This is a genomic window from Gluconobacter kondonii, from assembly GCF_002723995.1.
Lineage (GTDB): Bacteria > Pseudomonadota > Alphaproteobacteria > Acetobacterales > Acetobacteraceae > Gluconobacter > Gluconobacter kondonii.
Genome location: NZ_BEWP01000005.1, coordinates 181,177 through 195,845, shown reverse-complemented (window position 1 = coordinate 195,845; position 14,669 = coordinate 181,177). Strand labels below are relative to the sequence as shown.

At 59.9% G+C, this 14,669-nt stretch carries 16 protein-coding genes, 1 tRNA gene and 1 other RNA gene; 6 read left to right on the top strand and 12 right to left on the bottom strand.

Annotated features, from left to right (window positions below; translation table 11 throughout):
* Positions 1 to 4: 4 nt before the first annotated feature.
* From GKO01_RS07505 to mraZ, 4 genes are all read right to left on the bottom strand, one after another.
* On the bottom strand, positions 5 to 1,996 hold the full coding sequence (locus GKO01_RS07505; RefSeq protein WP_099286507.1) for a peptidoglycan D,D-transpeptidase FtsI family protein: 1,992 nt from the start codon (positions 1,994 to 1,996) through the stop codon (positions 5 to 7).
* 81 nt (positions 1,997 to 2,077) lie between these two features.
* Positions 2,078 to 2,872, bottom strand: coding sequence for a cell division protein FtsL (gene ftsL / locus GKO01_RS07500; protein ID WP_099286506.1), 795 nt, complete (start codon positions 2,870 to 2,872; stop codon positions 2,078 to 2,080).
* On the bottom strand, positions 2,869 to 3,825 hold the full coding sequence (rsmH, locus tag GKO01_RS07495) for a 16S rRNA (cytosine(1402)-N(4))-methyltransferase RsmH (protein ID WP_099286505.1): 957 nt from the start codon (positions 3,823 to 3,825) through the stop codon (positions 2,869 to 2,871). The genes ftsL and rsmH overlap by 4 nt, the downstream gene beginning before the upstream one ends.
* Positions 3,822 to 4,316 (bottom strand): division/cell wall cluster transcriptional repressor MraZ, encoded by a 495-nt coding sequence (mraZ, locus tag GKO01_RS07490; protein ID WP_099286504.1) that lies wholly within the window; start codon positions 4,314 to 4,316, stop codon positions 3,822 to 3,824. Before mraZ ends, rsmH begins: the two co-directional genes overlap by 4 nt.
* Between mraZ and GKO01_RS15935 the strand changes: the two genes are divergently transcribed.
* Entirely contained in the window at positions 4,315 to 4,467 is a 153-nt protein-coding gene (locus tag GKO01_RS15935; RefSeq protein ID WP_167383443.1) for a hypothetical protein, read from the top strand. The two genes, mraZ and GKO01_RS15935, sit on opposite strands and share 2 nt — an antisense overlap.
* A 138-nt stretch (positions 4,468 to 4,605) precedes the next feature.
* Here the strand turns inward: GKO01_RS15935 and rnpB are convergent.
* Positions 4,606 to 5,025, bottom strand: an RNA gene (gene rnpB, locus GKO01_RS07485) — RNase P RNA component class A.
* 75 nt (positions 5,026 to 5,100) lie between these two features.
* Here rnpB and GKO01_RS07480 point away from each other — a divergent pair.
* Complete coding sequence (locus GKO01_RS07480) at positions 5,101 to 6,096, top strand: alpha/beta hydrolase (RefSeq protein ID WP_099286503.1); 996 nt, start codon at positions 5,101 to 5,103, stop codon at positions 6,094 to 6,096.
* Between the two features lie 24 nt (positions 6,097 to 6,120).
* On the opposite strand, the gene GKO01_RS07475 is transcribed toward GKO01_RS07480, so the two are convergent.
* On the bottom strand, positions 6,121 to 6,591 hold the full coding sequence (locus tag GKO01_RS07475; protein WP_174694266.1) for a hypothetical protein: 471 nt from the start codon (positions 6,589 to 6,591) through the stop codon (positions 6,121 to 6,123).
* A 6-nt stretch (positions 6,592 to 6,597) separates the two neighbouring features.
* Positions 6,598 to 8,067, bottom strand: coding sequence for a glucose-6-phosphate dehydrogenase (gene zwf / locus GKO01_RS07470; RefSeq protein ID WP_099286502.1), 1,470 nt, complete (start codon positions 8,065 to 8,067; stop codon positions 6,598 to 6,600).
* A gap of 276 nt (positions 8,068 to 8,343) precedes the next feature.
* Here zwf and GKO01_RS07465 point away from each other — a divergent pair, with 276 nt between their 5' ends.
* Positions 8,344 to 8,610, top strand: coding sequence for a DUF2312 domain-containing protein (locus tag GKO01_RS07465; protein WP_099286501.1), 267 nt, complete (start codon positions 8,344 to 8,346; stop codon positions 8,608 to 8,610).
* Positions 8,611 to 8,664: 54 nt separating this feature from the next.
* On the top strand, positions 8,665 to 9,279 hold the full coding sequence (locus GKO01_RS07460) for a hypothetical protein (protein WP_099286500.1): 615 nt from the start codon (positions 8,665 to 8,667) through the stop codon (positions 9,277 to 9,279).
* An 18-nt stretch (positions 9,280 to 9,297) separates the two neighbouring features.
* On the opposite strand, the gene proB is transcribed toward GKO01_RS07460, so the two are convergent.
* The 4 genes from proB to rplU all read right to left on the bottom strand — a co-directional run bounded on the left by proB (position 9,298) and on the right by rplU (position 12,156).
* Positions 9,298 to 10,434 (bottom strand): glutamate 5-kinase, encoded by a 1,137-nt coding sequence (gene proB / locus GKO01_RS07455; protein ID WP_099286499.1) that lies wholly within the window; start codon positions 10,432 to 10,434, stop codon positions 9,298 to 9,300.
* The gene (obgE, locus tag GKO01_RS07450; RefSeq protein ID WP_099286498.1) at positions 10,431 to 11,441 is read right to left on the bottom strand and encodes a GTPase ObgE; all 1,011 of its coding nucleotides are present in this window, start codon (positions 11,439 to 11,441) and stop codon (positions 10,431 to 10,433) included. The genes proB and obgE overlap by 4 nt, the downstream gene beginning before the upstream one ends.
* A gap of 100 nt (positions 11,442 to 11,541) precedes the next feature.
* Positions 11,542 to 11,808 carry a 50S ribosomal protein L27 gene (rpmA, locus tag GKO01_RS07445; RefSeq protein WP_062027139.1) on the bottom strand — a complete coding sequence of 89 codons (267 nt, stop codon included), beginning with the start codon at positions 11,806 to 11,808 and terminating at the stop codon, positions 11,542 to 11,544.
* Positions 11,809 to 11,841: 33 nt separating this feature from the next.
* Entirely contained in the window at positions 11,842 to 12,156 is a 315-nt protein-coding gene (rplU, locus tag GKO01_RS07440; protein ID WP_062494728.1) for a 50S ribosomal protein L21, read from the bottom strand.
* Positions 12,157 to 12,447: 291 nt separating this feature from the next.
* Here rplU and GKO01_RS07435 point away from each other — a divergent pair.
* Positions 12,448 to 12,537: transfer RNA gene (locus GKO01_RS07435), tRNA-Ser, on the top strand.
* A gap of 169 nt (positions 12,538 to 12,706) precedes the next feature.
* Here the strand turns inward: GKO01_RS07435 and GKO01_RS07430 are convergent.
* Complete coding sequence (locus tag GKO01_RS07430) at positions 12,707 to 14,110, bottom strand: aminotransferase-like domain-containing protein (RefSeq protein ID WP_099286497.1); 1,404 nt, start codon at positions 14,108 to 14,110, stop codon at positions 12,707 to 12,709.
* A 122-nt stretch (positions 14,111 to 14,232) separates the two neighbouring features.
* Between GKO01_RS07430 and GKO01_RS07425 the strand changes: the two genes are divergently transcribed.
* Positions 14,233 to 14,667, top strand: a complete 435-nt coding sequence (locus GKO01_RS07425; RefSeq protein ID WP_099286496.1) for a UrcA family protein — start codon at positions 14,233 to 14,235, stop codon at positions 14,665 to 14,667.
* The last annotated feature ends 2 nt before the right edge of the window (positions 14,668 to 14,669 follow it).

Sequence of the window (14,669 nt, the reverse complement as noted above, 5' to 3'; positions counted from 1 at the left end):
CGGTTCAGTGCTGTGTCTTGGTCTTCGGGGAGATGGTCTTGGATTCGTGAGGCTGATTACGCGGGTCTCCGGGGTCATTTCCGGGGCCGAGGGCATGATAACCGGCGGGGACGACCGGGTTCATCGGAATGGCCAGAGAGGCATCAATGGCATCTTTGTTCGTAAGATCCGGGAACTGGTTCAGGATCGGGCCGACGCGGGAAATGATCTTTTTCACGGTCGGGGCTGCGTTCCAGGCGGCCGTCGTCCAGCCATGGGTCGCAGCAGTTCCCTGCGGGCTGTCGAGCATAACATAAACAGCATAATGTGGATTGTTCATCGGGAAGACGCTGGTGAAGGCCGAGACGTTGACGTGCTTCAGGTAGCCGCCATGCGCGCCAATTTTTTCCGCCGTGCCGGTCTTGCCACCCACATAATAGCCCGGAACTTCAGCGGACTTACCGCTTCCCATCGTAACGTCGAGGCGCAGAAGTTTGCGCAGAAGGGCTGACGTCTGTTCAGACAGAACCCGTGTGCCCACAGGCGTTTCGGCACCGATTTCGTCGCTGTCGGAACCCGGACGATATGCGACCGGGCGAAGCTGTGCCGCATCAGCATCGGGCGTCGGCTTGCTATCGTCTTCGGTATCGCGGGCTACGAGCGTTGGTTTGAGCAGGATGCCACCATTCACGGTCGCGGCTGTTCCACGCACGATTGCAAGCGGCGGTTCGGCCACACCATGACCGAAGCCGACTGTCATAACGGTGGAAATACCCCAGTTGCGCGAAGCTGGAACGAGCGGACGTCCGGCTTCGGGCAGTTCGACAGGAACACGGTTGAAGAAGCCCATGTTCCGCAACCAGTCCTGCTGCCGGGTGGCACCAACATCAAGTGCGATATGCGCGGCGGCGGGGTTGGATGAAAACGCCAGAACGCCGGGCAGGGAAAGCCACGGTGCGAAATGGTCCGTCTTCATGTCCCGAATGGTGAAGCGCCCGACGCGGATGGGGATGGTCGAAAAGCGGTCCCAGATATGAACGACACCAAGCTGAAGGCCCATTGCGGCGGTCTGGAGCTTGAAGGTCGAACCGGGTTCGTACATGCCGGTGACTGCGCGGTTAAAGCGCGCATCGTTGGGAGCGTGTCCGAAATCATTGGCGTCGTAATCGGGCAGGCTGACCATGGCCAGAATTTCGCCGGTACGGACATCCATGACAATCGCGCTGGCGCCAATGGCGGAGAATTCGTCTTTCGCGGCTTGAAGTTCGTCATGCGCGACGGTCTGGACACGAACGTCCAGCGACAGGCGCAGCGGAGATTTGTCGGAATTCAGGCGCTTGTCGAAATACCGCTCCACCCCGGCGATACCATGATCGTCGATATCGACACTGCCCATGATCTGGGCGGCGGTCCGGCCAAGAGGGTAATGACGGCGTTCACCTGCTTCGAAATAGATGCCTGGAATGCCCAAGTTGTTGATGGCGATTTCCTGAACGGGGGAAATATCGCGCGCCAGATAGACGAACTGCTTCTTTAGCGACAAACGCCGGATCGTCTCGTCCCGGTCCAGTTGCGGGAGGACTTTGCGGAGTTTGTCTGCCGCGTCTGCCGGATCGATCAGCTCCATCGGGTTCGCGTAGACCTGCGCTACGGGCAGCGAGAGCGCCAGAGCCTGACCGGTCCGATCAGTGATGGTGGCGCGCTTGACCGTTGGCAGCACGAAATCGCCGGACATTTCTCCGCGCGGGTCGCTTTTGGGAATTTCAGGAACCTGCGGGGCGATCTGACGCTTTTCCGGTTCCATCGGCATCAGGACTGTGGCGACGGTTGCCTTGAGGGCCACAGCGCCATAAATCGCCAGAAAGCCCATTCCGACGCCCAGAAGGCGTCCGTGCATCTGGTCAAGATTCAGTCGGCTACCTCTTCGCGATGCCGCACCTTTCCGGGGACGTCCTGACGGCACATCCTGACGCGCGGGGCGCTGCGAACCGGAAGAAGGTGGCACGTCCTGGGGCATCGTGCGGGGGTGCGTCCTGTTGGAGGGCTCGCCCTAAGCTATCCGAAAATGCTGAACGAGCGGTTAACGATGGAAGGGCTTTCAGTTAGCCAACGGCACCGGTGCGGGCAATGCGTCATTTACATTTGCCAGAGCGGAAAGTTGAGCGTGATGCGCCCGCGGGCGCTCTTCCGCAAGGCGGGTCGTTACAGGCGCATGGCTGACATGAACAGTCTGCGGATGCCAGGCGGCCACCATCAGCGGAGCAGGGTGGCTCTCACGATAGCTGACAAGATGGACGTTTGGCGCTGTGTCCGCATGGCTGTGAACGGACGCTGTAGCCGGATGCGGAGCGGCAGACGCGAGTTGGACATCTGCAGTATGGGCATGGGAAGGGTGTGCCGGAGTCGCAGCAGGTTTGACGACGACCGGGGCAGGATGACTTGCCATGGCTACGACCACAGGCCGGGGCGCGGGCGCGCTCTGGACAGGAGGTGGGGCATGCACGACGGCTTGTGGAGCGGGCAGGGGCAGATGTGCGGCTTCTGCGGCCCTGTTGACGACTTCATGCAGTCCTTCGCGAGGATCTGCCGCCTGAGCTTTCGAGCCGGGAGCCGGAAGATGCGCTTCAAGGGACGTCATGCGGATGAACTGGTCCGGCTCCATCGGATGCAGCGTCGGGACGAAGCGGGCGGCGAGGGTGTTGAGGCGGTCCGGCTGGTTCAGGAGGGCCCATTCCGTCCGCAGCATGGCGGTCTGGCTCCGCACACGCTGTGTGTCCTGCACGATTTTCGTGATCTGCTGGTCCAGAACCGTGGTCTCATGCTTCTTTGTATAGAGAAACAGGCCAGATCCTGCGGCAAGGACGGCACAGGCGACTGTGAAGGGCCGGATCATGAGGGCATTCCTGAGGCGGGATTACGGACCAGTGCACGCAGGCGGGCGCTGCGGGCGCGCGGATTTTCCCGGGATTCCTCGTCCGTAGCGGAGAGGGGGCGGGAATGGAGAAGGGAAAAAGCCGGCGCGTTCTGACGAAGCGGAGCCGGTTCGTAGCGGGAAGGATTTCCCGTCCGTCCTGCGAGAACAGCCATGGCACGCTTCGCCAGACGGTCTTCGAGGGAATGGAAGGTGACGACCACGAAAATACCGCCCGGCGCCAGAAGGCGCGGCGCTGCTTCCAGAGCCCGCTCCAGTTCGCCGAGCTCGTCGTTCACGGCAATCCGCAATCCCTGAAAGCTGCGGGTTGCGGGGTCGATATTGGCGCGGTCACGGGGAACGCAGCAGCGGATGATATGGGCAAGCTGGCCGGTCGTAGTGATCGGAGCTTCGGCGCGGGCAGCCACAATGGCGCGTGCGATGCGGCGGGAGAGTTTTTCTTCGCCGTACCGATAAAGAATGTCCGCGAGGTCCGCTTCCTTGAGGTCATTGACCAAATCGGCGGCGGAGGGGCCGTCCGAACCCATGCGCATGTCCAGCGGGCCATCGTTCCGGAACGAAAAGCCGCGCTCGGCCTGATCGATCTGAAAGGACGAGACGCCCAGATCCAGCACGATGCCGTCAAACGGGCCTTCTGCGCCAACCAGAGCTTCCATGTCACCGAACGTGCCCTGATGCATCCGCAGTCGTCCGTTGGCCTGTACGGCCATGGCGTTTCCGCGTTCGATAGCCGCCGGATCACGGTCGATGCCGTCGAGGGTGCAGTCAGCGGCGTTCAGAATGGCGCGGGCATAGCCACCGCCGCCGAACGTACCGTCCAGATACCGGCCACCAGCGCGGGGTGCGAGGGCTTCGAGTACCTCATGCAGCATGACAGGGACGTGACCCGAGTGAACCAGAGTGATCGCGTTCATTCGGCTGCTCCCGCAGTGTTTGTAGCGGCAGGCGCGCTGATGGGGCGACGGCTCGTTGCAAGTGTTTTTGCACGGCTACGGGCGGCCTGACGGCGCTCTTCGGCAGCGGCGGGATGCCAGATTTGGAATGTCCGTCCCAGCCCCATGAAAGAGACTTCATCCGTCAGCGCCGCATGGGTGCGCAGGGTTTCGGGCAGAATGATTCGGCCTTCCTTGTCGCTGTCCAGCGGATAGGCATCCGCGTAGAGGCTGGCGGCCAGATCTTCGTGGTCTTCCGAAAACGGGTCGTATTCGTCAAGCGGAGTGGCAAGGGAGGCGAAAGCGCCAGCCGTCCAACCCTCGATGCATGGGTGGAGATGGGACGGGCGAAGAATAACCAGCGGGTCGCCCGGCTGGGCCTGAGATTTCAGGGCAGCACGGAAAGGTGCAGGGATAGAGACGCGTCCCTTGGCATCGAAACGGTTCTGATGCGTGCCGAGGAACATGCTCATGAACGATGTGCCTCCTTCCTGCATTCAGAAACCGGGTATTCGGCTGCTGATTATTTGGCTTGGTCTTTATTGGGATATCATGGGATTTCATGGGACGTCAAACACATATCGTCAAAAAACCGCAGAAAACTGCGGCATTTTCAAAAGTTGAAATGTGACAAAAATTTTTGCTGTTTATTAGGGTTTATCAGGGATAATCGCGGAGGCGGATCTATACCTGCCGTTATTTGTTCTGTTTTTGTTCTTCTTTGGGGGAGGAGACAATTACTGGAAGAACAGATTTTCAGAGGGTGCCAGACGGCCTGTAAGCCGGGTTCTGTCCGCCCGAAAGCGGGACGATCATTCCTCTGGGACCTGCATTGCTGCAGGCCTCACGCAACCAACCCGAACGACGGGGCGAGAAGCCCCCGGCTTCCTTGCGGAAACCTGCCGTTCCTATTCGGTCTTGCTCCCGGTAGGGTTTACCGTGACCATCGCCGTTGCCGGAGATGCGGTGCGCTCTTGCCGCACCGTTTCGCCCTTACCCGCAACGTATTTTCCCCGCGATAAATCGCTGAAAAAACAGTCCGGCGGGCGGTCTGTTTTCTGTGGCACTGTCCCTAGGGTCGCCCCCGCCGGCAATTAACCGGTACCGTTTTCCCGTGGAGCCCGGACTTTCCTCCCTGTATGCGATCCTCATCGCACACACAGCGATCGTCCAGCCGTCTGGCGGGGCAGACACTGCTCCGGGACGCCTCCGGGGTCAAGGGCAGACTTTTACTGATGACCGGAGCATAAGGGATAAATGCGCCCGACCCTGACATTGCGGATCTTCCTGTTCTGGCTGGCCCGACAGAGCCGCAGACGTGGTGTTGCACCGCGAACAATCGCTCTTGACGAAATTCCGGCCATCCCTGCCCCACAGCCTTCTGCGGACGCTCTGCAACAGATCCGCCGTGTGACGGGACGCCCGAGTTTCCCGGTCAGTCTTTCGTCGCTGCGGATCCGTCAGTGGCGTGAGATCCGCGTTCCCGGGGCTGAGGGAGAGCGGAATGCGCGTCTGTACCGGCCACGGGGGAAAGTCAGGGGTGTTGTGCTGTTTCTGCACGGCGGCGGATTCGTGCATTGCGATCTCGTCTCGCATCATGGGATCTGCTGCCGCCTTGCGGCCTCGTCAGGGGCGATGGTGCTGTCGTTGGATTATCGTCTTGCGCCCGAACATCGTTTTCCGGCTGCTCTGGATGATGCCAAAGCCGCGTTGGAGTGGATTTTCGCGACTGTGCCGGCTGATGTGCCTGTGGCTGTGGCGGGTGACAGTGCGGGGGGTAATCTTTCTGCCGCGCTCACGCAATGGGTGCGGGCGCGGGGATCACGCCCGCTCAGCGCTCAGCTTTTGTATTATCCTGCCCTGAGCGGTCCGTTCGTTCCGCCGTCCCGTCAGGCTTATGCGGACGGGTACATGCTGAGTGTGGAGCTTCTGTACTGGTATTGCGGTCAGACGCTGACGAGACCGGAGCAGCTTTTTGATCCGGCATTTTCGCCATTGCTGGCTGACGATTTCGAGATTCTGCCGCCCGCTATGATCGTCACTGCGGGGTTCGATCCACTCAGGGGCGAAGGCGAGCTTTATGCCCGTCGCCTGAATGAGGCCGGGGTGCCGGTTGTGCTGAAAAACTTCCCGCGCATGATTCATGGTTTCCTGAACGGCTATGCGCTGTTCCGGGATGGGCGGCGGGCGTTGAGAGAAGGGGGAATGTTTCTGCGCGAGGCTTTTGCGCAGGAGAAAAACGGAGCGTCCTAGGGCGCTCCGTTTTTTCCGAACACGTCAGAGAGGCAGGTCGTGGAAGGAGCCGGGTGTTCCCGCATCGGTCTGTACGGTCCGGTCGGCCCGGTTGATCTTCAGGCTGAACAGCTTGTCGGCCGAAGGCTTCTCGCCGGGGCAGCCATTACCGTGCCGTCCGAGAACGTCCATCGTCGGTGTGTTGTCGGACGCGCTGCCGTTCACGACGAAGACGAGGCAGTTGCGCGGTAGATCCGTCAGATTGTCCTTCACCACCGCAAGGCGGAGATGCTCCACCAGAGCGGTGTTATCGAACCAGCTCAGCTTGCTGAACGTGATCTTGTCATAAGACATGTCCAGCAGCCCACTCCGGACTGCAATGAACATGAGCAGAAAAGCCGGGATGACGATCAGAAGCCGCCGCAGCAGAAGCTGTTTGAAGCTGCGGGGCTGGCGGCGTGTATTTTTGCCCGGCGCGCGGCCCAGACGGGGCGTTGCGCTTTTATCATCACTCAAATGTGGTTACTCCGAGGCTTCGTGCCAGGTGTCGCCATGCTCGGCAAGCAGACGGGTCGCCTGCTCCGGACCGTAGGAACCGGCGCTGTAGGTCTGCATGGGTACCTTATTATGCTTCCACGCATCAAGGACCGGTTCAGCCCAGCGCCATGCAGCTTCGACTTCGTCGCGACGGATGAAGAGGACCGGATCGCCCCGGACCGCGTCTAGCAGCAGCCTTTCGTAGGAGTCGGGGAAGGGCATGCCGCCTTCCATACGGATGGAGGTATCCAGATCCGCCGTGTGGAGGTTGAACACATCCAGCGCGGGGTTCTTGACGTTCAGGCGCAGTTCCACACCCTCATTGGGCTGGATGCGCAGCACGAGGCGGTTGCTGGCGGGAGCTGCACCAAACATCGCGGTCGCAGCCGGGCGGAACGTCACGACGATCTCGCTGACTTTGCGGGCCGAGCGCTTGGCTGTGCGGATATAGAACGGCACGTTCTTCCAGCGCGGCGTATCAACCCAGGCGCGGACGGCGGCATAGGTTTCCGTGGCGCTGGGCGTACCCAGTTCTTCAAGATAGCCCGGAACATTTTCGCCGCCGATCACACCAGCCGTGTATTGCGCACGCACGGTCTCGGTCGCTGCACTGGCTTCGGTGATCGGGCGCAGCGCGTTCAGAACCGCCAGTTTGGCGTTGCGGACGGCATCGGCCTCGAGGGAGTCCGGCGCTTCCATAGCGACCAGACACAGCACCTGAAGCAGATGGTTTTGGATCATGTCGCGCAGTGCGCCTGACGTATCGTAATAAGCGGCACGACCTTCAACGCCGACCGTCTCGGCAGCGGTGATCTGCACGCTCTCGATATGCTCTGCTGACCATGCCGCATTGATGAGCGGATTAGCAAAGCGCAGGGCAAGAACGTTCTGGACCGTCTCTTTGCCGAGATAGTGATCGATCCGGTAGATCTGCTTTTCCGGGAAATACTGGCCCACACCGTCATTGATGGCGGTTGCGGTCGCCATATCCGTTCCGATGGGCTTTTCAAGCACCACCCGCGAATTGGCCGTGATCAGCCCATACCGGTGCAGGTTTTCGCAAATGCTGCCGTAAAGCTGCGGCGCGGTTGCGAAATAAAAGACCCGTACCCGATCAGGCTGTGCCTTGGCGAAGAGGGACGTCAGGCTGTCCCACTGTTCGCTCTGGCGGCTGCTGTCGAGGGTCACATAGTCCAGACGGGCCAGAAAACGGTCCACCAGTCCGGGGCTCAGGACATCCGAAGGAAGGAAACGCTCAAGCGCCTCACGGGCACGCGCGACATAGGCCTCACGGCTCAGCTCCGTCCGGGCGGCTCCGATGATGCGGGCATCATCCGGAATCTGGCCCAGCCGGAGGCGGTTATAGAGCGCGGGCAGCAGCTTGCGCATCGTGAGATCGCCAGTGGCGCCGAAGATGACATAGTCGAAAGGCTCGACCTGCTGAAAATGTTCCATGGAAGACTCTCTGACCTCTCGAACCCGCAGACCGGGAAAAAAGGGTTAAGGTTCAGGCCGTTTCAGGCACCGTCTAGTTCCCTGTCGGGGGGCTTTCTGTCAAGGGATGAGCCGTGCACGACATCGGGAGAAAAGCTTCGTCATGTTCACGCGTTCATGAAACGTGCGCATAATTCCGTTGACCGTCCGACCCTCATCACGATAAGCCGCGCGGCGGATGCTGTGTTTGCGCAGCGTCGGCAAAACATAGCCCAGACGACATAAGGAAACCGGACCATGGATGCAGAAATCAAGAACGAAGGCGCTGCCACGGGCGGGATCGCTGCGGACCGTCTGCGCTCCATTATCGAGCGTGTCGAGCGTCTGGAAGAGGAGCGCAAGGCTCTGGCTGGCGATATCAAGGACATTTTTTCCGAAGCCAAATCGGCCGGATTTGACGTAAAAGTCATCAAGCAGATCATCCGCTTGCGCAAACAGGAGCCTGCGGAAATCGAGGAACAGGAAACTTTGCTCGATATCTATCGTCGCGCCCTTGGAATGTAATTCCGGCCGCCGGAACATCGAACACGCCACTTTCAGACTGGACCGGGCCTCCTCATGATGTCTGATTTTTCATGGCTGCCAGGCTGGGCCTTCGGGTGCCTGGTCGTGGTGGCCGCTTTTTTTGTTCTGGCATTGCTTTGTATGCCGTTCGCCGTGTTCGGCACCAAGCCCCGGTTGCAGGATCTGGAGTTCCAGATCGCCGAGATGCGCGCTGAACTCCGGGCGCTGAACCTGCGCCTGGCTGTTTCGAGCCGTCCCGACAGTCCTTCTGCTGAACCAATAGCACAGGCCGTCACAGCATCTCAGGAGCGCATGACGCGGATAGATGAAGACTATCTGATGCCCGCACGTACCCTGCGTCCTGATCTGCCGTCCTATGAGGATGGTCCCGGGCAGAGTGGTTCGGGGCAGGGCGTTATGGGACGGGGAGACCCTGAAACCCTGCCACGCAGGGGTTTTAAGGCTGAATCCGCTCCAGTGAGAGAGGACCTGTCCAGTGCGTCCGAGCGGGTCTGGTCACGCGCGCCATGGGAGCAGGGCGCAACAGAGACTGCGCGTCAGCCTCTTGGGCGCGTCATTGACAAGAAGCAGTCCGCAAAAACAGTTGCGGAGAATGACGCTTACCAACCCCGTTCTGAACCCAAGCTGCGCTGGCCCCCAAGGGGCTGAACAGCAGGGCAGGGCGTGTCAGGGATGATCGAGAGCCAGATCATCCCGATGAATTAACGCATCCCGGCCGCGATATCCCAGAAGCTGCTCCATTTCGCCGGAGCGGTGTCCGATCAGTTTCAGACTTTCATCCGAATCATAACCGATCAGGCCGCGCCCGATCACGTTGCCTTCAGCGTTGCGGATGGCGACAAGATCGCCGCGTCCGAACACGCCCTCAAGTCCGGTTACGCCTGCGGGAAGGAGGGAGGCACCCTCCTGAAGTGCGCGGCACGCGCCTGCGTCAATTGTCAGTGAGCCTTTGGGTTGGAGGCTGCCGCCAATCCAGCGCTTACGGGCTGAACCTGCATCGGTCTGGGCCAGGAACCAGGTGCAGAGGCCGCCATTTTGCAGTCTGCGCAGCGGATGGTGTTCCTGTCCGGCTCCGATGACCATGTTCGCACCGGCGCGCGTTGCAATCTTTGCAGCCAGAAGTTTTGTACGCATTCCGCCTGAAGAATAGCCGGGTGGCGGCTCGCCCCCCATGGCCATGATGTCGTCGCTCATCTGTTCGACCACGGGAATATGCCGTGCAGACGGGTCCTGTCGGGGGTCGGCCGTATAGAGTCCGTCAATATCGGAGAGAAGCACCAGACAATCCGCACCAGTCATCTGGGCAACACGCGCGCCCAGACGATCATTGTCTCCGAAGCGGATTTCGCTGGTGGCGATGGCATCATTTTCATTGATGACCGGCACGCAGCCCAGATCCAGCAGTGTCTGGAGCGTCGCGCGGGCGTTGAGGTGGCGCTCGCGGTTTTCCGTGTCGTCCGGCGTCAGGAGAAGCTGTGCCGCGACCAGATTATGATCCGCCAGCGCCGTACTCCAGCCCTGTGCCAGCCCGATCTGTCCGACGCTGGCCATGGCCTGTTTTTCGTCCAGACGCAGCCTGCGGGACGTGAGGCCAAGACGATGCCGGGCAAGGGAGATCGCGCCTGACGAGACGACAATGACTTCTGCGCCATGCGCGCGCAGGTCGGCAATGTCGGCGCACACACTCTGCAACCATTGCTGGCGCAGAGTGGCGTTTGCTGAATCGACCAGAAGCGCGCTTCCGATCTTGATGACGATCCGGCGGGCCTGCGCCAGATGAGGAGCACAAGCCGCAGCGGTCATCCCTGCCGATCCTGTTTGGCAGCCGTGACACGATCCTGAAGCATCCGGAGCAGTTCGGGCAGGCCTTCCTGCGTCGCGCCGGATAGCATCAGTACTTCGGCCCCGGATGCCTTGGCCAGCGCCCGCTTTTTGGCGGAACGCTGCGTGGGCGTCAGGGAGTCGCATTTGTTCAGAACGATGATCTCGGGCTTGGCTGCAAGCTCCGGATCGTAGGCCTCAAGTTCTTTGCGGATCAGGCGCCAGTGCTTGACGACCTGACTTTCCGTCCCGTCGATCAGGTGCAGGAGCGTCGCGCAGCGCTCCACATGCCCCAGGAATCGGTCCCCAAGGCCCGCGCCTTCGCTGGCACCTTCGATCAAGCCGGGGATGTCGGCGATTACGAATTCTTCAGTATTGTTCAGCCGGACCACACCAAGCTGCGGGTGCAGGGTCGTGAATGGGTAATCTGCAATTTTCGGGCGCGCACGGGATGCGACGGAAAGAAGCGTGGATTTACCCGCGTTTGGAAGGCCCACAAGACCGATATCGGCGATCAGCTTGAGGCGCAGCCACACCCAGCGCTCTTCACCCGGCCAGCCTTTGTCGGCCCGGCGTGGCGCACGGTTGGTGCTGCTTTTGAAGTGGGTGTTGCCAAGGCCGCCATCACCGCCGCGGCACAGAAGGACTTCCTTGCCCTCGGCGTCCAGATCGGCCAGCAGGGTTTCGCGATCTTCGTCGAAAATCTGCGTTCCAACCGGGACATTGATGGTGACATTTGCAGCGGCAGCACCAGTCCGGTTGGAACCTGCGCCATTGCCGCCCTTGCGGGCCTTGAAATGCTGCGTATATCGAAAGTCGATCAGGGTATTCAGGCCGGGGACCGCACGGAAAAGGATATCACCGCCACGGCCACCGTCACCGCCGTCAGGACCGCCATATTCGATGTATTTCTCGCGCCGGAATGCGATCACGCCGTCACCGCCGTCACCGGAACGCACATAGATCTTGGCCTGGTCGAGAAACTTCATCGTATTGTCCGAAAGAATAAGGTGAGGGGCGCTTTATACGCAAAAAGGCCGGTCCCGAACAGGACCGGCCCTTTCTGCTCGCGCTGGAACAGCGGGCTGCTTATTCAGCGGCTTCCGGTAGTGCCACGGAAACGTGGACGCGGCCTTCTGCGCGGCGCTGGAACTGTACGTGGCCGTCCACCAGAGCGAACAGCGTGTGGTCGCGACCGATGCCGACATTGGCGCCAGCCTTCATCTTTGTACCGCGCTGACGTACGATGATGTTGCCTGCGATGACGCTTTCGCCACCGAACTTCTTCACACCCAGACGACGACCTGCACTGTCGCGTCCGTTACGGCTCGAGCCGCCTGCCTTTTTTTGTGCCATGACTGTTTGTCCTTACCTAAAGTGTCTGGCCAATCAGGCCGCGTTGATCGCGTTGATACGCAGGACGGTCACCGGCTGACGGTGGCCATTCTTGCGGCGGCTGTTCTGACGGCGACGCTTCTTGAAGATGATCACCTTCGGCAGACGATCCTGAGCGACGACGGTTGCCGTCACGGTTGCGCCAGCAACCAGCGGTGCGCCAACGGTCACGGTGCCTTCGCCGCCAACCATCAGGACGTCGGTGAAGGTGATGGTGCTGCCGGCTTCGGCTTCGAGCTTCTCGACCTTGAGGATGCTCTCGGGAGCAACGCGATACTGCTTACCGCCGGTGCGGATGACTGCGTACATTCTGGAAACTCTCTCTGTTCCGATCTCGTGGTCGCTGCTGCCGAGTGGTCCCGGTCTGGCGCGACCCAGTCGCTTTTTGTCGTTGGCTCCAAGGTGACCACTGCAATGCGGTCGTATGGAACAGCCGCGGTCGATACAGATATGAAGGCTTTCAGTCAATCAGAAACGACTAAAAAACCGCCCTGCAACCACATTTCTCGCAGGAAGGCGTTTCTACCCTCTTGCAATATCCGACAAAGCCCGTCATAAGCCCGTCCGTCGATCAGGTTCAGCGCAACAGCAGAACCGTACGGAGAGGTGCCAGAGTGGTCGATCGGGGCGGTCTCGAAAACCGTTGTGCCTTCGCGGGTACCGTGGGTTCGAATCCCACCCTCTCCGCCAAATAAATCAAAAGCCGCTATTCTTGATTGTCTATCTGTGCGGTTTTAATTGTGCTTTTCTCTGATCTTCTATCTTAAAGATTGTTGCTGCATGAAGCGCCGAACTGCTCTCTCAAGAAGCACAAGTCAATTCCTTCAAATCTGACTTGTACTTTCGAGCATGCGAGGAATCAGATGATTCCATCCCGGTCGGCACTTCCGTGCCCGGTAATAACATCCTTGATGATTGTAAGCGCGCGGCCCAGTTCTGCCTGGTTGTTCGGGGCGCCGAGGCAGAGACGCAGGCCGGTATCCGCCTGCGAGCAGACCGAGGACGCATCCGGAGGTGTAACTTCCACACCGGCGCGAAGCAGGCGTGCCGTTACTCGTTCCGCATCGAGCGCCGACATGGGCATCCAGGCATGAGGCGACTGTGAGGCACCCGGTCGCGCGATGAGATCGCCTAATACTGAACGTGACTGCTTCCACCGGGCAGTGGCTTCTGCCTGAACAGCCTGCGCGATAGTATCAATGCGGCCATCCTCGACCCACTGATTGAACACCAGCGCTCCCAGAGCGGGCGGGCAATATCCCAGAGCGCGGATGCCTCGCGTGAGACGTTCCCTTGGTAGAGCAGGCGGTAGTGCCAGAAAGGCCAGCCGGAAGCCCGGACAGATGCCCTTGGAAAGACTGGCAAGATACAGTGTTCGTTCGGGCGCGTAAGATACGATCTGACGCGGCTTTTGGGAGTATGCGTAATAGGCATCGTCCTCCAAAATCAGCAGATCATGCGCCTTCGCAACTGCTGCGATTTCCTGCCGACGCTGGTCTGACATTGTCCGTGTCGTTGGATTGTGAAGCGTCGGCAGGGTAAAGAGCAGACGACTGCCGGTTTCCGTTGCTGCTCGGTCCACAGCTTCGGGCAATAGTCCCTCATCATCCATCGGCAGGCCCCGGAGTTTCAGCCCCAGATGATCCGCCGCCATGCGCGCGCCGTAGAATGTTGATGATTCGCATAGAATGGTATCGCCCGGCGCGCAGAAGGACGAGAAAACCAGTGCAATAGCGTGCTGTCCACCGTTGCACTGGATCAGGTTTCCGGCCTCAAAATCCAAACCGTAACGCCGTGCGATCCATTGCGCTCCAGCTTTGCGGACGTGCGGCAGGCCCGCGCCCTGAATGTAATGGACGGCTGGATCAAGCGCACCACGCGTCATGAGTGCGGCCAGAGCAGCATTCAGGTCTGCCATCAGCGGGACGGGCGGGGGCGTGTTGCATCGCAGGTCGATCAGCCCGCTTTCATATTGTCCCATGACGGAACTGCGTTCGAATGTTGGGACGTCTGGAATGGCAGGCAGGACACTCTTCACAAACGATCCACGTCCGACATGAGCGGATAACAATCCGCGCCGCTCAGCTTCTGCATATGCCCGTGTCACGCTTCCAACGCTGACACCCAGCCGGAACGCCAGATCACGTTGGGGTGGCAGCTTCGTACCGGGAGCGAGTTGCCCCGTTTTGATATCTTTCGCCATGGCCAGAACAAGGCGTTCGTATAGCGGCATGGGGCCGGATTGCAGGTCAGGTTGCCACATATCCGGCTCCGTCAATGTTATTGGAATAGGACAATATAGTGATTGAACTCTTTCATAGAGTTGTCAATCTATAACAATCGAATCGATTCGCCTCTATTGTACTATAACAATAAGGCTTTCCCATGTCGCAATCAGTTATGGAGATCGCATGCCTGCGACCTGAGGCCCGCATTTCCACACTAATTCCGGAGATCGCCAAGGCAGTAGGTGTGCTCTGTGTTATTTTCGTAGGATTGCTCCTTCTCATGGCTATTCATGGGCCTGCTTCTGCGCAGGATATCGAAGACCGTCCCGATCAGGTTTCCGTATCTTACATTCGGCAGGATCTGAGCGATCCCATCAGAGCACGGCGTCTGCTGGTCCGGGTCGACAGAGCCGCGCTGAAAGCCTGCGGAGCGATGGATGGACTTTCCATTCCCACACAGGAACTGATCATCCGGTCAGACTGCCACCACGAGACCTTCAACCGAACGGTGAAGGCCTTTCACAGCCCGACACTGACACATCTGGCCGATGCAATCGATCTGTGGGTTGGCCCAACAACGCAGGAACCCTGACG